This window comes from Micromonospora sp. NPDC005252 (genome assembly GCF_042872475.1).
Lineage (GTDB): Bacteria > Actinomycetota > Actinomycetes > Mycobacteriales > Micromonosporaceae > Micromonospora.
Window position 1 is genome coordinate 295,683 of record NZ_JBIAKN010000006.1, and the last position, 22,999, is coordinate 318,681.

The window sequence follows — 22,999 nt, forward strand, 5'->3', positions numbered from 1 at the left end:
CAGTTTTCCCTGGCCTTTCCGCCTTTTGGGAACGGCAGCTCACGGACCTCCCGGAGCCGCCGGACCTGCCCTTCGCGCCACCGACCGCCCCTGCCGGGGAAGCCCGTGCGGATCTGCCATGCGACTCGGTCGAGCCGCAGGTCAGCTCGTTGGCCGGCCTGTTCGCGCTGCTGCACCGTTGGGTCGGCGGCCGGGACCTGCTCGCCGAGACGCCGGCCGCGCCGACCGGCTCGGGACGCTGGCTGCCCGTGCGGGTCCGGTTGCCCGAGGATCCCACGTGGACCGAGCTGCGGGACCTGGTCCGAACGGCTCTGCGCGAGGCCCGGGAGCACGACGCGGAATTGCCCGAAACGGTTCCCGACTATCGGCCGGTGGTATCGATTAGCTCCGATCAGGCGCCCCCCGGTTATCGGGGTGCGGTGCGGCTGCTGATCGACGACACCGACGAACGCCCGGCGGCCACGGTGAGCCACCACCCACACGCGACGTCGATCGGGGCGGCGTTGGCCGTGCTGCTCGCCCGGGCGCAGGAGCGGCCCGGAGCGCGCCTGTCCGACCTCCCGCTGCTCGACCCGGCGACGGAACGGCAAGTGGTGATCGACTGGAACGCCACCGACACCGCCTACCCGCGCGAAAGGTCGGTGCCCGACCTGTTCGCCCAGTGGGTCCGGCAGACCCCGGACGCGCCCGCGCTGCGCGACGGCGAGAGGGTCCTCGCCTACCGGGAGGTGGACCGGCGTGCCAACCACCTGGCGGAGCGTCTGCGCCGGCTGGGGATCGGCGCCGAGACGCTGGTCGGCATCTGCCTCGCCGACACCACCGCCTGGGTGATCGCCGCGCTGGCGACGCTCAAGGTCGGCGCCGCGTACCTGCCGCTGGACCCCGGATACCCGCCGGAGCGGCTGGCGTTGATGTGCCGCGACGCCACACCGGGAGCGATCCTGCACACCGCCGCGCTGGCCGACCGGCTCCCGGACGACGACACGCCCCGGATCGTCGTGGACCGGCTGCCGGCCGACGACGGCCCGGCGGACCCGCCGGCGGTGACCATCCATCCCGACCAGCTCGCGTACGTGATGTACACGTCGGGCTCCACCGGCCACCCCAAGGGCACCGGGGTCAGCCACCGCAACATCGTCCGGCTGGTCCGCGACACCAACTTCGTCGACGTACGCCCGGACGACGTGATGGGACAGGCCGCCACGATGTCGTTCGACGCGGCGACCCTGGAGGTGTGGGGCGCCCTGCTCAACGGCGCCTGCCTGGCGGACCTGGACATCAACGACGTGATCGTGCCGGACCGGTTGCGCGCCCGGCTGCGCGACACCGGCGTGACGATGATGTTCCTGGCCACGTCCGTGGCCCGGCAGGTGGCGACCGAGGCGCCGGACGCCCTGGCCGCGCTGCGCTACCTGACGTTCGGCGGCGAGCAGGCCGACCGGACGGCAGTGGACCGGCTCCGGGCGGCCTGCCCGGACACGACGCTGGTCAACGGGTACGGCCCGACCGAGGCCACCACCTACACCACGACGTACGACTGCGCCCGGCTCACCGCCGCGGACCCGATCGTGCCGATCGGCGGCCCGGTCGCCAACACCCGGGTGTACGTGCTGGACCGGCTCCTGCAACCGGTGCCGCCGGGCGTGCTCGGGGAGCTGTTCATCGGCGGGGACGGGGTGGCCCGCGGCTACCTCGGCCGCCCCGACGCGACCGCCGAGAAGTTCGTGCCCGACCCGTTCGGGCCGCGCACCGGGGGTCGGCTCTACCGCACCGGCGACGTGGTCCGGCAACGCCCGGACGGGTTGATCGAGTTCGTCGGCCGCTCGGACCACCAGGTCAAGATCCGCGGGTACCGGGTCGAGCCGGGCGAGGTGACCGAGGCGCTACGCGCTGGCGGGCTGCTGCGGGACGCGATCGTGCGCGCCGACCGCGACGCCGCCGGGGACGCCCGACTGGTCGCGTACGTCGTGCCCGACGACGGGGTGCGCGTCGAGGCGGTCCGGGAGCGGGCCCGCGAGCAACTGCCCGACCACCTGGTGCCGGCGGTGTTCGTGGTGGTGCCGCGGCTGCCGCTCAACCGCAACGGCAAGGTGGACGTCGCGGCGCTGCCCGCGCCCGACGCCGACGCGACAGGCGACGGTGACGCATCTCCGCGGACACCCACCGAGCGGGCGGTGGCCGAGATCTGGCAGGACGTCCTCGGCGTGCCGGTGCGCCGCCGCGACGACGACTTCTTCGACCTCGGCGGGCGGTCCCTGAAGGCGACCCGGGTCCGCTCCCGGCTCGCCGCCGCGATCGGCACGGAGGTGCCGCTGCGGCTGATCTTCGACCATCCGACCGTGGCCGGGCTGGCCGCCGCAGCCGACGAGATCAGCGGGGTGCCGGTCGAGCCCACCGAAGCGGCCCTGCCGGTCGCGTCGGACGGGCCGCCACCCGCCGACCTCGCCGGCCTGCTCGACCAGCTCGAACAGGGGATCGCCCGATGATCGGAGCCCTCACGCCCGAGCAGTTGCGCCAGCGCGTGGACGCCCTGCCGCCCGAACGGCGGCGGGCGTTCCTCGCCGCGATCCGCGCCGACGGCGACCGGTACGGCGTCCACCCGCTCACCGCCGCCCAGGAGTGGATGCTGCTGCTGGCGCAGCTCCGCCCGGACAGCCCGGCCTACCACGTGCCGTACCGGGTGGACCTGCGCGGCGACCTGGACGTGGCCGCGTTGCGCGGCGCGCTCGACGAGGTCGTGGCGCGGCACGAGGCGCTGCGCACGGTGTTCGTGCCGCTGGACGGGCAGTCGTACCAACTGGTCCTGCCGCCGACCGGCCTGCCGCTGGTGGTCGAGAACGTCGCGCCGGAGCGGATCGACGGGTACGCCGCCGCCGAGGCGGTACGCCCCTTCGACCTGGCCCGGGGGCCGCTGGTGCGGGCCACCCTGTGCCGCACCGGCCCCACCGACTTCGCGCTGCTGCTCTCCCTGCACCACGTGGTGTGCGACGGCTGGAGCATGGGTCTGCTCTTCGAGGAGCTGTCGACGGCGTACGCGGCCCTGCGGGAGGGGCGGCGTCCGGCGCTGCCGCCGGTGCCCCGGGACGTACCGGCCGCGCTGGCCCAGGACCGACTGCTCGGCCCGACCGAGCTGGCCCGGCGGCTGGACTGGTGGCGCGACGCGCTGACCGGTGCGCCGCCGGGGCTCGACCTGCCGACCGACCGGCCCCGCCCGGCCGAGCTGGAGGACGCCGGCCACGAGATCGAGTTCTCCTGGCCACCGGAGCTGGCCGACCGGGTCGCCGAGGCGGGCCGCCGCACCGGCGCGACGCCGTACATGATCTTCGCGGCGGCCTGGGCGGCGTTGCTGCACCGCCGCAGCCAGCAGCCGGACCTGCTGATCGCCACCCCGGTGGCGAACCGGCAGACGCTCGACAGCGAGACCGCGGTCGGCTTCTTCGTCAACACCCTGGTGCTGCGCAGCCGGGTCGACGGTGGACTGACCTTCGCCGCGCTGCTGGATCGGCTGCGGGACTCCGCGCTGACCGCGCTGACCGACCCGGTGCCGTTCGACGCCCTGGTACAGGAGCTGCGCCCGGTCCGCGACGCCGGCCGGCACCCGCTCGCCCAGGTGATGTTCGCCGTCGAGGACGGCTGGGAGCAGCGGCTGACCCTGCCCGGGGTGAACGTGCTGGCCAGCGGTGAGACGCACACCGGCACGTCCATGTTCGACCTGACGCTGACCGTCATCCCGTACGAGGGCCGCATCGACGGGCGGATCGAGTACCGGACGCGGCTCTTCGACGAGTCCACCGCCCGGGCGCTCGCCGACCAGCTCGACACCCTGCTCACCGCCGCGCTCGCCGCCCCGGACACCCCCGTGGACCGGCTGCCGCTGCTCGACGTGCCCGCCGGACGGGAGCTGGTCGACCGCTGGGCCGCCACCGCGCCCGCGCCGCAGGGCCAGCCGAGCCTGGGTGAGCTGGTCGCCCGCCGGGCCGCGGCGGCACCGGAGACGGTCGCCCTGGCGTACCGCGATCAGGCCCTGACCTACCGGGAGCTGGACGCGCGGGCCGACCGCCTGGCCCGGACCCTCGCCGCCCGGGGCGTGCGGGCCGAGACGACCGTCGGGGTCTGCCTGCCCGCCGGCCCGGACTGGGTGGTCACGTTCCTCGCCGTACTCCGGGCGGGTGGGGTCTACCTGCCCCTGGACCCGCAGTTGCCGGCGGCCCGGCTGGCGCACCTGCTCGCCGACTCCGCCGCCGCCCTCGTGGTCACCACTGCCGACGCGGAGTTGGCGCTGCCCACCACCGGCGTGCCCCTGCTGCGCCTCGACGAGCGGCCGCCGGCCGGCGACGCCGCGCTCCCGACGGCAATCCACCCCGACGCCGCCGCCTACCTGATCTACACGTCCGGCTCGACCGGGCTGCCCAAGGGCGTCCTCGGCACCCACCGGGGGCTGAGCAACCTCGCCGCCGCGCAGGCCCGGCTGGTCGGCGTCCGGGCCGGCGACCGGGTCCTGCAGTTCCACTCGATCAGCTTCGACGTGGCGCTGTCCGATGTGGTCACCGCGCTCACGGCGGGCGCCACGCTGCGCCTGCTCGGCCCGGACGAGCGCACCCCTGGCCCCGACCTGGCCGCCGCGCTCACCCGGCACCGCGTCACGGCGGCCGACCTGCCGCCGGTGGTCCTCGACGCGCTGGACCCCGCCGCAGTGCCCGACCTGCGGATACTCACCGTCGGCGGCGAACCCTGCGCCCCGGACGTCGCCGCCGCCTGGTCGCGCGACCGGCTCCTGATCAACGGGTACGGCCCCACCGAGGCCACCGTCACCGCCACGGCCGCCCACTGCGCGGCCACCGACACCGAGCTGCCGATCGGCCGGCCGCTGACCGGGGTACGTGCCTACGTGCTCGACACCGAGCTGCGGCCGGTGCCACCGGGGGTGCCCGGCGAGCTGCACCTCGGCGGGGCCGGGGTGGCCCGCGGCTACCACGGCGACCCCGCGCTCACCGCCGGGCGCTTCCTGCCCGACCCGTACGCGCCGACACCGGGGGAGCGGATGTACGCCACCGGCGACCTGGTCCGCTGGCGTGCCGACGGGCAGTTGGTCTTCCTCGGCCGGGCGGACAACCAGGTCAAAATCAACGGCTATCGGATCGAGCTGGGTGAGGTGGAGGCCCAACTGCGGCAGTGCCCGGGGGTGCGCCGGGCCGCCGCCGTGGTGCGGACCGACGTGCCCGGCGGTCGACGACTGGTCGGCTACCTCGTCGGCGACGGGTTGGCGATCGACGAGCTGCGCCAGAGCCTGCTCCGGCGGTTGCCCCGCTATCTCGTGCCGAGCGCCTTCGTGGTGGTCCCCGACCTGCCGGTGACGTCCAGCGGCAAGCTCGACCCGTCCCGGTTGCCCGCCCCCACCGTGGCCCGCGCCGACCTCGGCGCCGCGTACGTGGCACCCGACGGCGCTGTCGAACGGGCCATCGCCGACACCTGGCGGCAGGTGCTCGGGCTCGACGACGTCGGCGCGGACGACAACTTCTTCGACCTGGGCGGCACGTCACTGCTGCTGGCGCGGGTGCAGACCCGGCTCACCGAACGGCTGGGCCGACCGGTGCCCGCCGTCGAGCTGTTCCGCTATCCGACCATCGCGCTGCTGGCCCGGTTCCTCGACGGCACGGCCGCCCCGACGACCGCACCGGCCGGTGGCCGGCGACGAGACGAACGCAAGCAGGCGCTGGCCGACCGGGCCCGCCGGGCCCGCCCGGTGCCGGCGGGGGAGGGACGAGCGTGACCGACCAGGAGACCGGACTGGAGATCGCCATCGTCGGGATGGCCGGCCGCTTTCCCGGCGCCGCCGACATCGACGAGCTGTGGCAGCGGATCCTCGCCGGGGAGGAGACCATCACCCGGTTCACCGACGCGGAGCTGGCTGCCGCCGGCCTCACCGAGGAGGAGCGGCGGCACCCCGACCACGTGCCGGCGCACGGCGCGCTGGCCGACATCGACCGGTTCGACGCCGGCTTCTTCGGCTACTCGCCCCGCGACGCCCGGCTGCTCGACCCGCAACAGCGGCTCTTCCTGCAGACCGCCTGGACCGCCCTGGAACGCGCCGGTCACCTCGCCGGGAACCCCGACCGGCTGGTCGGCGTGTACGCCGCCGCCGCGGCCAGCGGCTACCTCCTGCACCACCTGTTCCGCAACCCGCGGCTCGACTCGGTCTCCGAGTACGAGCTGATGCTCGCCAACGACAAGGACTCGCTGCCCACCCGGGTGGCGTACCACCTGGACCTGCGTGGACCCGCGGTGGCGGTGCAGACGGCCTGCTCGTCGTCGCTGGTCGCCGTGCACCTCGCCGCGCAGGCGTTGCTCGCCCGCGAGTGCGACGTCGCGCTCGCCGGCGCCGCGCACGTCCTGCTGCCCACCGGCACCGGCTACCGGCACGAGGCCGGCGGCATCATGTCCCGCGACGGGCACTGCCGCCCGTTCGACGTGCGCGCCACCGGAACCGTGGGAGGCGACGGCGCCGCCGTGGTCGTCCTGCGCCGGCTGGCGGACGCCCGCGACGACGGCGACACGGTGTACGCGGTCATCCGCGGCTCCGCGATCAACAACGACGGCCGGATGAAGGTCGGCTTCACCGCGCCCGGTGTGGACGGTCAGGTCGCCGCGATCCGGGCCGCCCAGGAGGTGGCCGAGGTCGACCCCGCCACGATCGGCTACGTCGAGGCGCACGGCACCGGCACCGAGCTGGGCGACCAGATCGAGCTGCGCGCCCTGGCCGAGGCGTTCCGGGGCGCAGATGCGAGCCCGGGCGCGGACGGCGGTCGGGGCACCGACGGAGGCCGGTGCGCGCTCGGCTCGGTCAAGTCGATCCTCGGTCACCTCGACGTCGCCGCCGGGGTGACCGGGCTGATCAAGGCCGCGCTGGCGCTGCATCACCGGGTGGTGCCGCCCAGCCCGTACTGCACCGACCCGCATCCCGAGCTGGCCGGCGGGCCGTTCCACGTGCCGACCACCGCGCAGCCCTGGCCCGACCTGGGCACGCCGTCCCGTGCGGCGGTCAGCTCCTTCGGCATCGGCGGCACCAACGCCCACGTCGTGCTCCAGGCCGCCGAACCGGCAGAGCCGAGCGCCGGGGACGGCCCGTCCGCGCATCTGCTGGTGCTCTCCGCCCGGGACGCCGACGCGCTCGACCGGGCCCGCGACCAACTCGCCACCCACCTGAGCGAGCACCCCGACGTGCCGCTGGCCGACGTCGCGTACACCCTCGCGCGCACCCGACGGGAGTTCGGCCACCGGCTCGTCACCGTCGCCCGTGACGCCACGACCGCCGCCGCCCAGCTCGCCGACCGTGACTCGACGCTGGTCCGCACCGGCGTCGCCACCGGCACGCCGGCCGGCGTGGCGCTGCTCTTTCCCGGCCAGGGCGCGCAGTACGCCGGGATGGGCCGCACCCTCTACCGCACCGAACCGGTCTACCGGGCGGCCTTCGACCGCTGCGCCGACCTGCTGCGCCCGCACCTCGACGTGGACCTGCGCGCGCTGCTCTGCCCACCCGGCGACGCGGTCCCGGCCGCGCCCGAGCTGGACGAGACCCGGCTCACCCAGCCGGCCCTGTTCGCCGTCGAGTACGCCCTCGCCGAACTGCTGCGCCACCAGGGCGTACGTCCGGCCGCGATGGCGGGGCACAGCCTCGGCGAGTACGTGGCCGCCTGCCTGGCCGGTGTCTTCACCCTGCCCGACGCGCTCGCCACCGTCGCCGTCCGCGGCCGGCTCATGCAGGCCCAGGCACCGGGCTCGATGCTCTCGGTGGCCCTCGGCGTCGACGAGGTGACGGCGCTGCTGCCCGCCGGAGTGGAGGTGGCCGCCGCCAACGCGCCGCGCCTCACCACCGTCTCCGGCGAAACCGCCGCCGTCGCCGCGCTCGCCGCCGACCTGCGCGGGCGCGGGGTGGCCTGTCGGGAGGTGCGCACCTCCCACGCGTTCCACTCGGCCGTGATGGACCCGGCCCTGGCCGGCTTCGCCGCGCACCTGCGGGAGGTCCCGCTGCGTCCGCCCACCCTGCCTGTCGTGTCGAACGTGACCGGCGGCTGGCTCACCGACGACGAGGCCACCGACCCCGACTACTGGGTGCGCCAGCTGCGCCGTCCGGTCAACTTCACCGCCGCGGCCACCCTGCTGCTCGGCGAGCGGTACGCGGTGCTGGAGGTCGGCCCCGGTCGCACCCTGGCCACCCTCGTCCGGCAGCACGACGCCGCACGGGGGGTGCCGGTGGTGACCAGCCTGCCCGCCGAGCGCACGCCGACCGGCGAGGACGACGCCGTCGCCCGGGCCGTCGGCCGGCTCTGGCTCGCCGGGGCCCCGGTGCGCTGGCCCGACGGCCGCGCCGACGGACGACGTCGGGTACCCCTGCCCGCGTACCCGTTCGCGCGTGACCGGCACTGGGTCGACGCGTACCGGCCGGGAACCGTTGCCCCCGACGAGGTCACGCCGGTCACCGCGCCGCCGCCACCGGCCCCGGCCGGATCGGTGACGGCGGGATCGGTGGCGGCGACGGCCTCGACGGGGTACGAGCCGTACGAGGTGGTGCGGCGGATCTGGGTGGACCTGCTCGGCGTCGACGAGATCGGCCCCGACGACGACTTCTTCGAGCTGGGCGGGCACTCGCTGCTCGGCACCCGGGTGGTGGCGCGACTGCGCGACGCGCTCGGCGTCGATCTGCCGCCCGCCGCGATCTTCGAGTCACCCACGCCCGCCGCGCTGGCCCGTACCGTCGCCGCGCTGGCGGGGCCCGCTCCCGCCGTACCGCCGGCGATTTCCCCGCCCACGGACGGCGACCTCACCGACCTGCTCGCGGAGATCCGGGCGTTGTCCCCGGAGAGTCTCGCCCGCGAGCTGCACCTGGCCCGACACGAGGAAGGCAACCCCGATGGCTGACGAACACCGCGTGGTGGTCAACGACGAGGAGCAGTACGCCCTGTGGCCGCGGCACAAGGAGGTGCCGGACGGTTGGCGGGACGCCGGCTGCGCCGGCAGCCGCCAGGAGTGCCTGGACTTCGTGACGCGCACCTGGACTGACATGCGTCCCCGCAGCGTCCGCGAGCACCTGGCCGCCGGCTGAGCGACCGGTCACGGCCCACCGTGCGACGTCGGTGACCCGGCGGTGACCCGGCGGTGACGTGCCCGCGCCGGGCTCAGCGACGGCGCAGGGCCGGGTCGAGCAGGGCGGGCGGGGTGTCGAACTTCTCGTGTGCGGCGAGGTCGACGCCCGGCGCGACGATCGCGTCGATCGCGTCCAGCACGTCGGCGGAGAGCACGGTGTCCGCGGCGGCGAGCTGGGAGTGCAGGTGGTCGATCGTGCGGGGACCGATGATCGCGCTGGTCACGGCCGGGTGCGCGGTGACGAACCCGAGCGCGAGCTGGATCATGGTGAGGCCGGCCTCGTCGGCGACCTTGGCCAGTTGCTCGACGGCGTCCATCCTGGCCTGGTTGGCCGCGAGTGCGGTGTCGAAGCGCTCCGGCAGAAGCGTCGACCGGCTGGTGGTGATCTCCCGGCCCGCCCGGACCGCGCCGGAGAGCCAGCCCGAGGCGAGCGGGCTCCACGCCAGCACGCCGAGGCCGTACTGCTCGGTCACGGGCAGGACGTGGGTCTCGATCCCGCGTTGCAGGATCGAGTAGCTGGGCTGTTCGGTGACGTAGCGGCTCAGGTGGTGCTCCCGCGCGGCCCACTCGGCCTGCACGATGCGGTACGCGGGGAAGGTCGACGAGCCGAAGTAGCGGATCTTTCCGGCCCGCTGCAGGTCGGTCAGCGCCGACAGCGTCTCCTCGTCGCTGGTGGTCGGGTCCCACCGGTGGATCTGGTAGAGGTCGACATGGTCGACGCCGAGGCGGCGCAGGCTGTTGTCCAACTCGGTGACGAGCCAGCGGCGTGAGCTGCCCCGGTGGTCGCGCCTGTCGCCCATCGGCATGCCGGCCTTCGTGGCCAGCACGATGTCGTCGCGGCGGCCGGTGATCGCCCGGCCGACCATCTCCTCCGACTCGCCCTGGCTGTACATGTCGGCGGTGTCGATCAGGTTGACCCCGCCCTCCAGGGCGGCGTCGACGATCGCGGTGACCTCGTCCTGGCTGGTGCGTCCCAGCTTGCCGAAGTTCATGGCGCCCAGCACGAGTGTGCTGACCTGGACGCCGGTGCGACCCAAGGTGCGGTACTGCATGGTTGTTCCTCCGTGCTCAAGGGGCGTGGTTGGCCGTGGCCCACCTGCTCTGGCATCCTGAACAAGTGGAACCATGTTCCGCTAACCAATATACGGAACACTGTTCCGTTTGCCAACAGTGATCATGGGAGGTCGGGCGCAGTGGCCGACATCGACAGCGGATCGACGTCACCGCGACCGCGGAAGCGGGCGGATGCGCGGCGCAACGAGGCGACGCTCCTGGACGCCGCCGCCGCGGCCTTCGTCGCGTCCGGCGTCGACGTGCCCGTTCGCGAGATCGCCGCCACGGCGGGCGTCGGCGTCGGCACGATCTACCGGCACTTCCCGACGCGGGCGGACCTGATCGTGGCCGTCTACCGACACCAGGTCGAGGCGTGTGCCGAGGCCGGGCCGACGCTGCTGGCCGCCAGCGGCACCCGGTACGCCGCCCTCGCGCGGTGGATCGACCTCTTCGTCGACTTCCTGGTCACCAAGCACGGTCTCGCCCAGGCGTTGCAGTCCGACAACGTCGCCTTCCAGGCTCTGCACGGCTACTTCCTCGACCGGTTGGTGCCGGTGTGCGCCCAACTGCTCGACGCGGCCGCGGCGGCGGGCGAGATCCGCACCGACCTGAGCCCCGTCGAGCTGCTGCGCGGCGTCGGCAACCTCTGCATCGGCGCGGGCGACCCCCGCTACGACGCGCGCCGGATGGTGGAGATCCTCATCGCAGGGCTGGGCGTCCGGTAGCCACCGTCGGCACCGTCTCGACGCCGCTGGCAGGCCCCCCTCTGCTGCCTGTAGAGCTGCCCCATGCCTGGGGCGGCTCGCGTCGCCCGGAGATTGGGCGCGCCCCCGCTCGGGGGTCCGCCGCACCGAACTGTCAATGTAATGTTGACGGATGACGACGACGCCGTTGGCCGGCCTGGCTGAGGTGCGCGCTGCTCGTGCCCACCTGGACGAGCGGGAGGCGGAGCTGATCGACCGGGCGCGCCACGACGGCGCGACCTGGGCGCAGGTCGCGACGGCGCTGGGGCTCGGCAGCCGGCAGGCCGCCGAGCAGCGCCGTCAGCGCCTGGCGGCCGCGCGACGTGCTCGGCGACATGACCTCGACCGTGGCTACCCGTCGCAGATCGCGGCGTTGCGGGGCGCGGTGGCCGACCTCGGGCGCTGGATCGCGACGGACCGGCGGTGGGATTCCCGCTTTCCTCGGGCGGCACTCGTTCGGAGCACAGTGGAGGCCGCCCTGGACGCCGCCCCGGGCTCGCTCTACGCGCTGGCCCTGCACCTCCGCGCCGACCTCGAAGCCGCGGACGACCGGCTGCCGCCACCGGCGCGAGTCATGGCGTCGACGGTGGACACCGTGCTGTCAACGAGCCATTGACATCGCCCGACGCCATTGCCTGAGCCTGGCTCAAGAATCAGGATGTGAGTCAACTCGGCTCAACCTGGAGGGCTCATGCGGCGCAACGCGGGTCTGTTCGTGGCGATCTCGCTGCTGTCCGGCTTCGGCAGCAGCGCCATGTCCCTGGTGGCCGGCATCTGGATCCTGGACCTCACCGGCTCCACCGGTCTGGCCGCACTGGCCGGGCTCTGCGTGTACGCCCCGGTGCTCGCCGGCCCGTGGCTGGGTGGCCTGCTCGACCGGGCGCCCCGACGGGCGCTGGTGATCGCCGTCAACCTCCTGCTGGCAGCGGCGCTCTTGGCGCTCCTCGCCGTCCGCGGCCCGGGGCAGACGTGGGTCATCTTCGCCGTCTCGTGCGCCTACGGTGTCAGCTACGTGCTGATCGACGCGGGCGAGACGGCGCTGCTGCCGTCCGCGCTGTCGCCGACGGACCTCGGCGACGTCAACGGGTGGCGGTCGAGCGCGCAGGAGGGCGTGAAGCTCGTCGCCCCGCTGGCCGGCGCGGGCCTGTACGCCTGGCACGGCGGCCACGCGGTCGCCGTGCTGAGCGCGGCCATGCCGCTCCTGGTCGCCGTTCTGTACCTGGCGGTGCGCCTGAACCGGACGCCGCCCGAACGGCCGACGCGGCGGCATCGCGGCCTGCGCGCCGGGTTTGCGGTCCTGCTCGGACAGCGGACGATCCGCGTACCGGTCGTGCTCGCGGCCGTGTCGATCGCCATGTCGGGCTTCACGACCGCGGCCGTCTACGCGGTCGTCGTCACGGAACTACGCCTTCCGACCACGTTTCTGGGTGTGCTGGCCAGCGCGCAGGGCGCCGGCTCGATCCTCGGTGGACTGGTCGTCGGCCGGCTCCTCACCCGACGGGGCCCCGCCGCCGTCGGCGTCGCCGGAACGGTGCTGTTCGCCGTGGGTTGCCTGGCGCGCTGCCTGCCCTGGTGGCCGGCCACGGTCGCGGGTGCCGCGGTCGCCGGCATCGGGCTGCCGTGGACCCTGGTCGCGGCGGTGACCGCCGTGCAGACGCACAGCCCGGCGGCGCTGCTCGGCCGGGTCGCCGCGACGGCCAACACCGCGATGTTCGGCCCGCTCGTCCTGGCGATCCCGCTCGGCTCCGCCGCCGTCCACTTCGGCGGTCGTCCGCCGCTGATCGCCGCCGCCGTGCTCTGCCTGACCGCCGCGGCCACCCTGCGCCCGCCCAGGCCACGACAACCCGACGCGAGCGCCCCGCTCGTGATCGTTGGCAGCTGAGCGGTGCGACACGCCGGCCCCACCACTGCTCAGCCGCCAACGATCACTACCGACAGATGGCGCCAAGGGTGCGACGGGCTGCGAGGGACCGAGATCGATCCGTGGCCGTACCGCCGCTCGGGAGGTATCGGCGGTCGTTAACGTTCCGCCATGCGTCCAGCCCTGTCGCCCCACCCTCCGTCGGTTGACCCACCTTCGAAGGCCCAGCGCACCACGTGGATCGTCGTGGCCGCTCTCGTCGTCGCGTGCCTGGGCGCACTGGCCCTGCCGGTTGGCGGCTTCCTGCTGTGGATGTACACCGGGCCGGACGTGGACGAGCCGCGCGCGGCGGCCGACCAGTTCGTCCGTCGACTGGAGAGCAACGACGACGCCGCAGCGCACGAATCCCTGTGCCGGAGAATCAGGGAACGGACCGATGTGGCGGCGTTCACCGCGGCGGTGGAGCGCCTCGGCCGGCCCGTGTCGCACACCATGGGTCGGGCCGTCTTCACCAACGAGGCCGGAAACAACGCCTCGGTGACCGTCGAGCTGACCGGCCGGACGGGCCAGACCACGACGCTCGACCTGCGCGTGGAGTCGGAGGTCGGCTGGCAGGTGTGCGACGAGTCCTTCGGCTGAGCGCCGTGTCACTCCTCGGCGAGGTGGTCGGGGGACTCCAGCGCGGCCTTCACGGCCTGGAGGAAGGCGACCGCCTCCCGGCCGTTGACCACCCGGTGGTCGTAGACGGCGCTCAGGTTGACGTAGCGGCGCGTCACGACCTGGCCGTCCGCGTCCAGCGCCAGCTCGTCCTGGGTGCCGCCGATTGCCACCACGCAGGTCTGACCGGGAAAGACGATCGGCCCGGCGAGCACCACGTCGGGGTCGGTGTGCAGGGAGACGACGATGGTGCCGCCGGCCAGCTCGCCGGCCCGGAAACCCTCACCGCCGGCCCGGGAGCGGAAGTCCATCAGCGTCTCGGCGATCTCCGCGCAGGTCAGCTCCTCCACGTCGCGGACCACCGGGATGAACAGCCCCGTGCCGACGTCGATGGTGACGCCGACGTGGGCCGCCTCGGCGAGTCGTACGCTGCTGCCGTCGCCGGGTGCGGCGAAGAGCAACGGGTGGTCCTCGCGCAACCCACCGATGGCCTTGACCAGCAGCTCCGGCAGGCCGACCAGGGTGCGGGTGGCGCGGGTGAGCTGCCGGGCCACCGCGAGGGCGGCGTCGGCGCGGACCTTGATGACGGCGAGCGCCGCCGGCACCTCGCGGTGGGACTCGGTGACCACGGCGGCCACGGCGCGCTGCGCGCGGGAGAGCGCGTGCACCGGGCGCGGATCGTCCGGCTCCGGGCCGTCGCCGGCCGCCAGCGCGGCGGCCGCGGCCACCACCACCGGCTCGGTCGCGGCCGCGGGCGCCGCCGACCGGTCGGCCAGCAGGCGTTCCACGTCGGTACGCCGCACGACCGCCTTGCCGAGGCCGCGCAGCTCGTCGTCGCCGAGACCGTGCGCGGCCGCGAGTTCCCGGGCCGAGTCGGTGAGCACCGGTCCGCCGGGGGAGGCGTCCGGCAGGGGTACGACAGCCGGGGCGACCGCCTCGGCGAGGAAGCGTTGCCGGGCCTCTTCGCTGTCGAAGACGTGACCGATGACGTCGCCCGGGGCGCACTCCCGGTTCACCTCGACGAGCCGGTGCAGGACGCCGTCGCCGTCGCTGAGCAGCTCCTCGGCCGCCTTGGAGGTCTCCACTTCGGCGATCGGCTCGCCGGCGCGCACCTGCTCGCCGTTCTCGGCCAGCCAGTCGAGCAGGACGTACGTCGTGTCGTTGTTGTTGAGCTTGGGGACGACCAGGTCAGTCACCACTGACGACCTCCTTCACGGCCTGGCGGATGTCGGTGTCCTGCACCAGCACGGTGCGTTCGAGATGCGCGGCGGTCGGGATGACGCTGTCGGCGGAGTGCACGAGGCGTACCGGCGCGCGCAGCGATCCCCAGAGCCGCCGGTGCACGACCTGCGCCAGCTCGGCGCCCCAGGTGCCGCCGGCGGTGCTCTCCTCGGCCACCACCACCCGGCCGGCCCGCGCGATCGGCGGCAGCAGGGTGTCGGTGTCCAGCGGCCAGAGCCGCGACGGCACCAGCACCTGGCAGACGATGTCGTCGCGCAGCAGCAGCTCCCGGGCCACCGACACCGCCCGGGCGGCCAACCCGCCGGGTACGACCAGCACGCAGTCGACCTGCTCCTCCTCGTCCACCCGGACCCGGGCGACGTCGGCGTCCGGGCCGATCAGGTCGTAGCGGAACAGCTCGTCCACCACGCCGTCGGCGTACATGCGGGTGGTGTAGAGGACCTTGTCCTCGAAGAGCAGACCCGGCCGGCCGGTGGCGAGCATGCCCGCGAGCACCGCCCGGTTGTCGTGGAACGGCGACACCTCGTGCACGCTCAGGCCGGGGATGCCGATGAAGTGCTTCAGCGGGCTCTGGCTGTGCGTCGGGCCGTACCCCCGGTTGCCGCCGGTGGGGCAGCGCACCACCAGCCGCATCGGCACCCGCCGGCCGTACATGGCGGTGGACTTGCTGGCGAAGTTGAGGATCTGGTCGAACGCCAGCGCCACGAAGTCACTGAACATGATCTCGACGATCGCGCTCTGCCCGGCCAGGGCCAGCCCGCCGGCCACGCCGACGATGCCGCCCTCGCTCAACGGGGTGGACAGCACCCGCTCCGGCCAGCGCGTCGACAGTCCCCGGGTCACCTTGAACGCCCCGCCGTACGGGTCGACGAGGTCCTCCCCGAGCACGGTCAGCGCGGGGTCGTCGGCCAGCAGCGCGTGCAACGCCTGGTTGAGGTTCTCCACCACCCGCTCAGCCACGGTCGGCCTCCGCCCAGCGGCTCGCCGGTCGGCCGGCGACGTCGGCGACCACCTGCGCCACGTACGCCCGTTGTCGCTCGTCGTGCGCGCCGAACTGCTTCGGGTACGCCTGCGCGTAGCGGGCGTACCAGTCGTGCGCCCGCGCGTGCGCGATCTCCTCCGGGCGGCGGCTGTCGTCGCCCTTGCTGTGCGGTCCCACCCGGTGCGTGAGCAGTTCCACCACGTACGGCGTGGACCGCTCGCGGACCCGGCGCAGCACCGGCGTCAGCGCGGCCCGGACCACCTCGGTGTCGGTGGAGGTCACCCGCAGGTGGTCCACCCCGAACGCCCGCGCCCGCCCGCCGATGCTGCCGGCGAGCTGCGCGTCGGTGGGCGTGGACTGGGCGATGCCGTTGTTCTCGACCACCAGCAGCAGCGGCAGGCCCCACAGCGCGGCCATGTTCAGCGCCTCGTAGACGGCGCCCTCACCCCAGGTGCCGTCACCCAGGTAGACAAGCGCCAGTCGGCCCGGCTCGGTGCGCTTGAGGTGCAGCGCCACCCCGGCGGCCACCGGCACGCTCTCGCCCTGCACCCCGGTCGACAGGTAGCGGTCCCGCAGGATGTGCTGGCTGCCGCCGACGCCGTGGCACACCGCGCCCTCGCGGCCCATCACCTCGGCCAGCAGGCCGTGCGGGTCGGCGAACCGGGCCAGGTAGTGCCCGTGGCCCCGGTGGTTGCTGAACACGAAGTCGCCGTCGGTGAGCAGCGGGCGCAGCGCCACCGGCACGTACTCCTGGCCCAGGCAGGTGTGGGTGGTGCCGTGCAGCTCGCCCCGGCCGAACATGTCCAGCAGGGCCAGCTCGAAGTGCCGGATCAGCAGCAACAGGTCCAGGTCGGCGTCGGCGAGCCGGGTCGGCGCGATCGGCGGCGCCTCGGTGCGGGTGGCGGTCACCGGGATGCCCCGTCCAGCTCGCCGGCGACGAGGTCGACCAGTTCGCCGACCGCGGTCACCGCCAGGTACGCCCGCAGGTCCAGGCGTACGCCGAGGTCGTCCTCCAGCGCGGAGAGCAGACGCAGCGCCTCCAGGCTGGTCCAGTTGGCCAGCGACGCGAACCGGACGTCGGGCGAGATCTCCTCGGCCGGTACGTCCGCGACCTGCTCGATGAGGTCCGCGACGGTGGTGAACAGGTCAGGCACGGATGTCTCCCTCCTCCAGGGCGATCCACGCCGGCAGCAGCCGGGGCGGGGGATGCAGCGGCAACACGTGCCGGGTGGTGCCGTCGTCGACGGATGCCACGGTGAAGCCCGCGGCGGGCCAGACGGCCCCGCCGGGCTTGTTGCGGGCGGTGGGCCGGAACAGGGCCTCCAGCCGGGTCGCGCCGGCGGCTCGGGCCAGCTCCGCCACCCGGTGCAGCGCCGCCTGCTCGACACCCCGGGAGAAGACCCGGCAGCTGAGCACGAAGTTCTCGATCACCCAGGCGTCCGGGTCGTTCCGGTCCAGCCACAGGCCGCCCACCAGCCCCTCGGCGCCGAACCGGTCGGTCACCTCGACGGTGAGCACCAGGTGGTCGGGGGAGTCGGCGCGCGCCCGGGTCTGCGCCTCGGTGTGCGCGCGCTCGGTCATGGTGAACTGGTTGGTGCGCAGCCCGAGCTGCGCGAGCCGGGGCAGGCTGTGCTCGTCGACCTCCCGGACGGTGACGCGCAACGTCAGCTCGTGCAGATAGTCGGCCGCCGAGTCGAACGTGGCGGCGAAGCGCTCCCGCCCGGCGCGGGCCCGGTACAGCTCGGTGCGTTCCCGGTCGGTGGCGCCGGTGGCCAGCACGGTGAAGTGCCCCTCGGTGAGCAGCCGGGTGGGGAAGCCCGCCGGGTCGCCGGCCAACTCCACCACCCGTACGGTCGGCAGTTCGCGGCGTACCAGCTCGCACTCGAACGGGCTGTCGTCGGCGAACACGACGGCGTCCAGGCCCAGGTTGAGGGTGGTGGCGAGCTGGCGCAGGTTCTCGTCCTTGCGTCCCCAGTTCACCGCCTGGGCGACGAAGTCGTCGGAGCGCAGCAGCAGGTCCGGATGCTGCGTGAACGCCTCCGCCACCAGCTCGGGGTCGTTCTTGCTGCACACCGCGAGCAGCACGCCCTGCCGGCGCAGCGCCAACGCGCGACGCTGCACGTCCCGGTGGCAGTTGCCCGGATAGTCGGTGCCCAGCCGGATGCCGGTGAGCCCGTCGTCGCCGAGCACGCCCGCCCAGAGGGTGTTGTCCAGGTCCAGCGCGAGCACCTTCGCCGTCCGGCCGAGGACCGCGCGGCAGAAGGTGGCGGCCTCGTGCGCGTACCGGCGCTCCACCGTGGGCGTCCACGCCATGCTGGCGAACCGGTACAGGCGCTCGTCGCGCACCGGGCCGTCGTGGTCCACCAGCAGCGTCTCCAGATCCAGGGTGTACGTCGTGTCCCGCCCGCCCAGCTCCAACAGCTGGGAGTTCAGCTCCCGCCAGATTCGGCCCAGCTCGGCCCGGCCCCGGAAGCTGACCAGGCCGCGGTGCTCCAACGGCGACAGCGGCACGGTGTGCAGCAGCACCGCGCCCTCGTTGCGCGCCGCGTACCCGCGCAGCGCGGCGGCGAGCACGCCGGCCCGTTCGCCCAGCACGTCGGCGAGGCCGGCCAGGTCGCCGGGGTCCCACTCGGCGGGCAGGAACCAGCCGTCATGCAGCAGGCAGAGCGTGACGTCCGGCCGGAACTCGGCGAGCGCCGAGCGCGGGTCGCTGAGGTCGAGCACGAGCTGGTCGAAGCCGGAGACGTGGATCTCGGCGGCGATGCCGATCCGCAGCAGCGCCACCCGCAGCAGCGGTTCCAGCGTGCCCGGCGTGAACGTGCCGGTGACCGCGACCCGCAGCGGGCGCAGCGGGAAGTCGGCGCTGGCCAGCTTCTCGACGGGTACGTCGGCGAGCAGCCGACCGGCGGACGCGACGGTGGTGACCGCCGCGTCGTCCAGGTGGACCAGTCCGGGCGCCAGCTCCGGGTCGGCGGCCGCGTCGGGTCGGCGCAGCCGGCGGATCCGGTGCAGGACCTCCTCGACTCTCATGTTCGGTGTTCCTTCCCGTCGGGTGTGGTCCGGCCGGTCAGACCCGCAGCAGGGTGCAGACCCAGTGCATGCCGCTGCCGGTGCTGGTCAGGGCGACCAGGTCGCCGTCGGTCAGCTCGCCGCTGTCGAGGTGGCGTTCCAGGCCGATGAGCTGGTCGGCGCAGCCGATGTGGCCGTGGGCGAGGGCCAGCTCGACGTTGGTCCGTTCCAGGTCCACGCCGAGGTCCTTGGCCAGCTCGGCGAACTGCCGGGCGTTGTCGTGGAAGTGCACGAACCGGTGGACGTCGGCCAGCGTCACGCCCGCCCGGGCGCACGCCGTCTCCACCACCTGCCGGTTGCGCTCCCGGATCGTCGCGACGAACCGGAACATCCGGCGTACGTCCCCGGCGAAGAACTCGTTGAGCCGGTCGGCCGGGTCACCGACGCGGGGGGTGCCGCCGTCCGGGGTGAACGGCTGCGCCGCGCCACCGACGGGCATGCGCATGAAGCCCGCGTACCGGCCGTCGGTGATGGTCTCGGTGGCCAGCCAGCGGCACCGGTCGTGGTCGCGCACCAGCACGGCCGCCGCCGCTCCGTCGGAGAAGACGCTGGTGTTCACCTCCATCCGGTTCCAGTACGGCTCGCACACCCGGTTCGCGCCGATCAGCAGCGCCGTCCGGTACTCGGGGTGGGTGGCGAACCGCCCGGCCACCGTGTCGAACGCGGCCACCCCACCGCCGCACGCCTGGTTGAGCAGCACCGCCTCGGCCCGGTGCGCGCCGAGGCGGGCCTGGGTGTGCGCGGCCGGGTCCCAGTAGAGGTACTCGGCCAGGTCGGGGATGGCCAGCACCACCAGGTCCACGTCGGCGGCGCTCAGCCCGGCCCGGTCCAGGGCCGTGCCGCCGGCCACGACCGCCAGGTCGGTCACCCCGACGCCGGGGCCGGCCCGGTGGAACGCGCGGTACTCCCAGGACCGCAACCGGTCCAGATCCTGGGTGTACGCGGCCGCGGCAGCCGCCACGTCGACCGGCTCGCCGAGGACGTGGGCCAGCGCGGCCACCCCGACGCCGACCGGCGGCGCGCTCATCGCCGTACCGCCGTGGCTGTCGGCGGTGTCGATGCCGTCGCCGACGGTGGCGTCGAATTGTCGTCGGACGTGTGGGCGGCGCGCAGCCGGACCCGGGGGTCGGCGGGCGCGACACCGTCCAACTCGGACAGGAAGCGCCGAGCGGTGCCGTTGCGGCCCGTGTCGGTCCAGCGGACCAGCACCTCGCCAGCGCCGGCCGCGCCCGCCCGCCGGGTCACCTCCCGCAGCACGGCCGCCTCGACGCCCTTACCGAGCACCGGGCAGGAGAGGGAGAAGACGTCGACGGTCCAGCGGTCGACGGTCCGGTCCAGCGCGACGAGGCCCGAGGTGCCGTAGTCGCCGAGCCGGTCGCGTACCCGGATCGCCAGCAGGTCGGCGGCCCGCTCGGCCAGCGCGGCGGCCGGTGGGGCGGGGGCGAGGGCGAAGTCGTGCGCCCGGGCGGCGACCTCGGCGACCTCGGCGACGCTGTCGGCGGCCACCGGCCGGTAGTCGACGTGGACGTCCAGGCCGGCCACGAAGTCGTCCAGGGACAGCTCGGTGGGCGCGACGGCAGGCCGGGACGTGCCGCCGGTCCACCGTCGGGCCGGGAGCCGGTCGGTCAGTCCCGCCGCCCGCAGCTCGTCCGACCAGAGCGCGGGATCGGACCCGAGCGGGACGTGTCGCGGCGGCGCCTGCGTCGGGCCGGTACCCGCCAGCACGAGCTGGGCCGGCGCGACGTCCAGCTCGTCGGCGATCTCGGCGAGCTGGTCGGCCAGCGGCCGCTCGTCGGTGACCCAGCCGTCCAGCACCGCCAACAGGTCCGTCGCGTCGGCGCTCGACCACCAGTCGGCGCCGGTGGCCCGCAGCGCCACGCGTACGCCGGCGGCGCGCAGCTCGCGCAGCGCCGGCAGCAGGTACGCCGCCGCGGTCAGCCCGTCGCCGTCGAGCACCAGCGCTCGGCAGCCCGCGCCGAACCCGGCGGCCACCAGCGCGGCGGCGGTGGCGCCGAGCCGCGCGAAGACCTCCTCGGTGTACGGCACCTTCGCGAAGCGGAACAGCGCCGGGTGGTACGCCCGCTCGTCACCGACGGCCCGGACCGCCTCGTCGGCGTCGACGAGCAGCACCCACGGATCGCCGGCCAGCCGGTCGCGCAGCCGTTGCCGGACGGCGGTGGCACTGGCGGTCACCCCGTCGGCGTGCATCGCGTCGGCCGACCCGTACGGGCGGGAGGCGGGGACGGCCGGTAGGACGTACACCAGCAGGGCCCCGTGCCGGCGCGCGGCGGTGACTGCCGCCTCGGCCCCGGCCAGCAGCTCCGCCGCCCACGCGTCGCCGGCCGGACCGGGATCGCCGGCCTCCTCCAGGCGCTGCGCCACCACCAGCACGTCGGGTCGCGCCTCGGCGAGGAAGCCGTCGGTGGCGAGACACTGCTGCACGACCTGCTGGAACGGGCCGACGGCGAGCGTGGCCGGCAGCCCGGTGTCGTGCAGGGCCAGCCCCAGGTACGGCACCAGCGGATCCACCGTGTAGCTGGCCAGCAGCGCGACGCGCAGCGCCGGTGCCGGCCGCTGGCGGGTGAGCGCCTGCCAGCGGGTGCGTCGGGAGAACAGGTCGGCGCTCATCGGGTCTCCGTGCCCTTGGCGCGCAGCACGGTGCGCAGCTCGCCGACGCTGCGCACGTCGCGGATCTCCTCGAAGGCGAAGGACAGCCCGTAGACCTCCTCCAGGGTCACCACCAGTTGCAGGTGCCGCAGGCTGGTCCAGGTGCCGATGGTCTGCGGCCCGGACTCGTCGGTCACCTCGGCCGGGTCGACCTCCAGGACCCCGGCCACCACCTCGGTCAGCGTCACTTCGCCACCACCGCGCGGTCGTCGGTCAGCTCGTCGGTGCCGCTCGGCGATGGCAGCGGGGCCGGCGGGTCGGTCGGCTCGTCGTAGTCGGGCAGGTCGACCTCCATCCGGCGGATGCTCGGCGAGGCGAACCCGGCCGCCGCGACGCCGATGCCGAACAGGCCGACGATCACGAAGATCAGGCCCATCCCCGCGCCGGGTCCGCTGCCGACCAGCCACCCGAAGTACGGGACCCCGGGCCCGCCGTCGCGCATCATCGGCTCGAACCAGCGGTCCGCGGCGATACCGGCCAGGGCGGTGCCGCCGGGGTACGCGAGGTCCTCGATGAACTGGCGGGCGGCGAAGACCCGGCCCTGGTGCGACGGCTCGACCTTCTCCTGCCACACCGACTGGGCGTACCCGTCGATGAACGGGATGGACAGGTGCAGGAAGAGCAGGGCGACCGACCAGACGATGATGCTGTCCCCGACGCCGTAGACGATCCGGCCGAGGACGCTGAAGACCAGGATGGCGATGAGCATCCGGCGGATCTTGTGGCGGGTGTTGGGCAGCAGCCCGAGCAGGAGCGCGCCGGCCACACCGCCCACCGCGCCGATGGTCTGCACCAGGCCGACCGCGTTGGTGCTGCTGTCGGTGCGGGCCAGGATCTGCGGCACCAGCAGGGCGAAGCCGACCGCGGCGAGCACGTTGATGGCGAACATGATCGCTTCCAGCCCGGTGAACGCCCGACTGGCCAGGATGTAGCGGAAGCCGTAGATCGTGTCGTACCAGAAGCCGCCCTCGTTCTGCTGCGTCGAGCGGGGCCTGGGTGGGAGCTGCACCAGCAGCACCGCGCCGATCGCCACCAGGTAGGACAGCGCGTCGATGAGCAGGATGACCTTGATGTCCATCAGGCCGAGCAGCGCGGCGGCGAAGCCGGGGGCGAAGATCACCGGGATGGTCCGGACCGCGAACATCATCGCGTTGGCCCTCGGGTACTGGCCCTTCTCCATCATCACGGTGATGGTCGCCTGGTACGCCGGCAGCTGGAACGCGAGGAACGCGCCGGTGACCAGGTTGACCAGGTACAGGTGCCACACCTCGACCGAGCCGCTGAGGAACAGCAGCAGCACGACGGCGGTGGTGATCGCCGAGCCGACGTCACTGAGCACGATGGTCAGTCGTCGTCCCCACCTGTCGACCAGCGCGCCGGCGATCGGGCTGAAGATCACTGTCGCGCCGAACGCGAACGCCATCAGCATGGTCAGGTCGAAGGCCCGGCCGGTGGCGTCCCACACCCAGATGCTCAGGGCGAAGTTCGTCATCCGGGTGCCGAGCGCCGACAGCAGCTGGCCGAACCAGATCGTGGTGAACCCGGCGAACCGGGACGGGCGTCGGAACGCCATGGGGTCTCCTC

The 22,999-nt window shown here is 74.1% G+C and carries 18 protein-coding genes; 8 read left to right on the top strand and 10 right to left on the bottom strand.

Going from position 1 to position 22,999, the window contains the following annotated elements; translation table 11 throughout:
* Window positions 1-149 precede the first annotated feature (149 nt).
* From ACFYPH_RS19845 to ACFYPH_RS19860, 4 genes are read left to right on the top strand one after another with little or no spacing between them, the layout of a single operon-like run.
* Window positions 150-2,486 (top strand): amino acid adenylation domain-containing protein, encoded by a 2,337-nt coding sequence (locus tag ACFYPH_RS19845; RefSeq protein ID WP_387183579.1) that lies wholly within the window; start codon window positions 150-152, stop codon window positions 2,484-2,486.
* Window positions 2,483-5,770: an amino acid adenylation domain-containing protein gene (locus tag ACFYPH_RS19850; RefSeq protein ID WP_387183582.1), complete on the top strand. Its 3,288-nt coding sequence runs from the start codon at window positions 2,483-2,485 to the stop codon at window positions 5,768-5,770. The genes ACFYPH_RS19845 and ACFYPH_RS19850 overlap by 4 nt, the downstream gene beginning before the upstream one ends.
* Entirely contained in the window at window positions 5,767-8,916 is a 3,150-nt protein-coding gene (locus tag ACFYPH_RS19855) for a type I polyketide synthase (protein WP_387183585.1), read from the top strand. The genes ACFYPH_RS19850 and ACFYPH_RS19855 overlap by 4 nt, the downstream gene beginning before the upstream one ends.
* Window positions 8,909-9,100 carry an MbtH family NRPS accessory protein gene (locus tag ACFYPH_RS19860; RefSeq protein WP_007461660.1) on the top strand — a complete coding sequence of 64 codons (192 nt, stop codon included), beginning with the start codon at window positions 8,909-8,911 and terminating at the stop codon, window positions 9,098-9,100. Before ACFYPH_RS19855 ends, ACFYPH_RS19860 begins: the two co-directional genes overlap by 8 nt.
* 73 nt (window positions 9,101-9,173) lie before the next feature.
* On the opposite strand, the gene ACFYPH_RS19865 is transcribed toward ACFYPH_RS19860, so the two are convergent.
* Window positions 9,174-10,193: an aldo/keto reductase gene (locus tag ACFYPH_RS19865; protein WP_355066410.1), complete on the bottom strand. Its 1,020-nt coding sequence runs from the start codon at window positions 10,191-10,193 to the stop codon at window positions 9,174-9,176.
* Between the two features lie 150 nt (window positions 10,194-10,343).
* On the opposite strand from ACFYPH_RS19865, the gene ACFYPH_RS19870 reads away from it, so the two are divergent.
* The 4 genes from ACFYPH_RS19870 (at window position 10,344) to ACFYPH_RS19885 (ending at window position 13,437) form a co-directional block, all read left to right on the top strand.
* Window positions 10,344-10,919, top strand: a complete 576-nt coding sequence (locus ACFYPH_RS19870) for a TetR/AcrR family transcriptional regulator (protein ID WP_354855755.1) — start codon at window positions 10,344-10,346, stop codon at window positions 10,917-10,919.
* Between the two features lie 151 nt (window positions 10,920-11,070).
* Complete coding sequence (locus tag ACFYPH_RS19875) at window positions 11,071-11,553, top strand: hypothetical protein (RefSeq protein WP_387183589.1); 483 nt, start codon at window positions 11,071-11,073, stop codon at window positions 11,551-11,553.
* A gap of 75 nt (window positions 11,554-11,628) precedes the next feature.
* Window positions 11,629-12,819, top strand: a complete 1,191-nt coding sequence (locus tag ACFYPH_RS19880) for an MFS transporter (RefSeq protein ID WP_387183592.1) — start codon at window positions 11,629-11,631, stop codon at window positions 12,817-12,819.
* A gap of 150 nt (window positions 12,820-12,969) precedes the next feature.
* Window positions 12,970-13,437 carry a hypothetical protein gene (locus ACFYPH_RS19885; protein WP_387183595.1) on the top strand — a complete coding sequence of 156 codons (468 nt, stop codon included), beginning with the start codon at window positions 12,970-12,972 and terminating at the stop codon, window positions 13,435-13,437.
* A gap of 8 nt (window positions 13,438-13,445) precedes the next feature.
* Here the strand turns inward: ACFYPH_RS19885 and ACFYPH_RS19890 are convergent, their stop codons facing one another.
* Genes ACFYPH_RS19890 through ACFYPH_RS19930 form a run of 9 tightly spaced genes read right to left on the bottom strand, consistent with a single transcriptional unit; the run spans window position 13,446 to window position 22,988 of the window.
* Entirely contained in the window at window positions 13,446-14,651 is a 1,206-nt protein-coding gene (locus tag ACFYPH_RS19890) for a 2-oxo acid dehydrogenase subunit E2 (RefSeq protein WP_354855735.1), read from the bottom strand.
* A complete protein-coding gene (locus tag ACFYPH_RS19895; protein ID WP_387183598.1) occupies window positions 14,644-15,657 on the bottom strand; it encodes an alpha-ketoacid dehydrogenase subunit beta in 1,014 nt (337 codons plus the stop codon). Before ACFYPH_RS19895 ends, ACFYPH_RS19890 begins: the two co-directional genes overlap by 8 nt.
* On the bottom strand, window positions 15,650-16,588 hold the full coding sequence (locus ACFYPH_RS19900) for a thiamine pyrophosphate-dependent dehydrogenase E1 component subunit alpha (RefSeq protein WP_387183601.1): 939 nt from the start codon (window positions 16,586-16,588) through the stop codon (window positions 15,650-15,652). Before ACFYPH_RS19900 ends, ACFYPH_RS19895 begins: the two co-directional genes overlap by 8 nt.
* Window positions 16,585-16,833: an acyl carrier protein gene (locus ACFYPH_RS19905; protein WP_355066403.1), complete on the bottom strand. Its 249-nt coding sequence runs from the start codon at window positions 16,831-16,833 to the stop codon at window positions 16,585-16,587. Before ACFYPH_RS19905 ends, ACFYPH_RS19900 begins: the two co-directional genes overlap by 4 nt.
* The gene (locus tag ACFYPH_RS19910) at window positions 16,826-18,709 is read right to left on the bottom strand and encodes an HAD-IIIC family phosphatase (protein WP_387183604.1); all 1,884 of its coding nucleotides are present in this window, start codon (window positions 18,707-18,709) and stop codon (window positions 16,826-16,828) included. Before ACFYPH_RS19910 ends, ACFYPH_RS19905 begins: the two co-directional genes overlap by 8 nt.
* A 37-nt stretch (window positions 18,710-18,746) precedes the next feature.
* On the bottom strand, window positions 18,747-19,775 hold the full coding sequence (locus ACFYPH_RS19915) for a 3-oxoacyl-ACP synthase III family protein (RefSeq protein ID WP_387183607.1): 1,029 nt from the start codon (window positions 19,773-19,775) through the stop codon (window positions 18,747-18,749).
* Window positions 19,772-21,376 (bottom strand): hypothetical protein, encoded by a 1,605-nt coding sequence (locus ACFYPH_RS19920; protein ID WP_387183610.1) that lies wholly within the window; start codon window positions 21,374-21,376, stop codon window positions 19,772-19,774. The genes ACFYPH_RS19915 and ACFYPH_RS19920 overlap by 4 nt, the downstream gene beginning before the upstream one ends.
* Window positions 21,373-21,603, bottom strand: coding sequence for an acyl carrier protein (locus ACFYPH_RS19925; RefSeq protein WP_234591281.1), 231 nt, complete (start codon window positions 21,601-21,603; stop codon window positions 21,373-21,375). Before ACFYPH_RS19925 ends, ACFYPH_RS19920 begins: the two co-directional genes overlap by 4 nt.
* On the bottom strand, window positions 21,600-22,988 hold the full coding sequence (locus tag ACFYPH_RS19930; protein ID WP_355066399.1) for an MFS transporter: 1,389 nt from the start codon (window positions 22,986-22,988) through the stop codon (window positions 21,600-21,602). Before ACFYPH_RS19930 ends, ACFYPH_RS19925 begins: the two co-directional genes overlap by 4 nt.
* Window positions 22,989-22,999: the final 11 nt, after the last annotated feature.

What these genes read in the sequence shown, in the direction of transcription:
- ACFYPH_RS19850 (WP_387183582.1), top strand. Translation starts at nt 2,483, where the DNA reads ATGATCGGAGCCCTCACGCCCGAGCAGTTGCGCCAGCGCGTGGACGCC.
- ACFYPH_RS19860 (WP_007461660.1), top strand. Translation starts at nt 8,909, where the DNA reads ATGGCTGACGAACACCGCGTGGTGGTCAACGACGAGGAGCAGTACGCC.
- ACFYPH_RS19865 (WP_355066410.1), bottom strand. Translation starts at nt 10,193, where the DNA reads ATGCAGTACCGCACCTTGGGTCGCACCGGCGTCCAGGTCAGCACACTC.
- ACFYPH_RS19875 (WP_387183589.1), top strand. Translation starts at nt 11,071, where the DNA reads ATGACGACGACGCCGTTGGCCGGCCTGGCTGAGGTGCGCGCTGCTCGT.
- ACFYPH_RS19880 (WP_387183592.1), top strand. Translation starts at nt 11,629, where the DNA reads ATGCGGCGCAACGCGGGTCTGTTCGTGGCGATCTCGCTGCTGTCCGGC.
- ACFYPH_RS19885 (WP_387183595.1), top strand. Translation starts at nt 12,970, where the DNA reads ATGCGTCCAGCCCTGTCGCCCCACCCTCCGTCGGTTGACCCACCTTCG.
- ACFYPH_RS19910 (WP_387183604.1), bottom strand. Translation starts at nt 18,709, where the DNA reads ATGAGAGTCGAGGAGGTCCTGCACCGGATCCGCCGGCTGCGCCGACCC.
- ACFYPH_RS19915 (WP_387183607.1), bottom strand. Translation starts at nt 19,775, where the DNA reads ATGAGCGCGCCGCCGGTCGGCGTCGGGGTGGCCGCGCTGGCCCACGTC.
- ACFYPH_RS19920 (WP_387183610.1), bottom strand. Translation starts at nt 21,376, where the DNA reads ATGAGCGCCGACCTGTTCTCCCGACGCACCCGCTGGCAGGCGCTCACC.
- ACFYPH_RS19930 (WP_355066399.1), bottom strand. Translation starts at nt 22,988, where the DNA reads ATGGCGTTCCGACGCCCGTCCCGGTTCGCCGGGTTCACCACGATCTGG.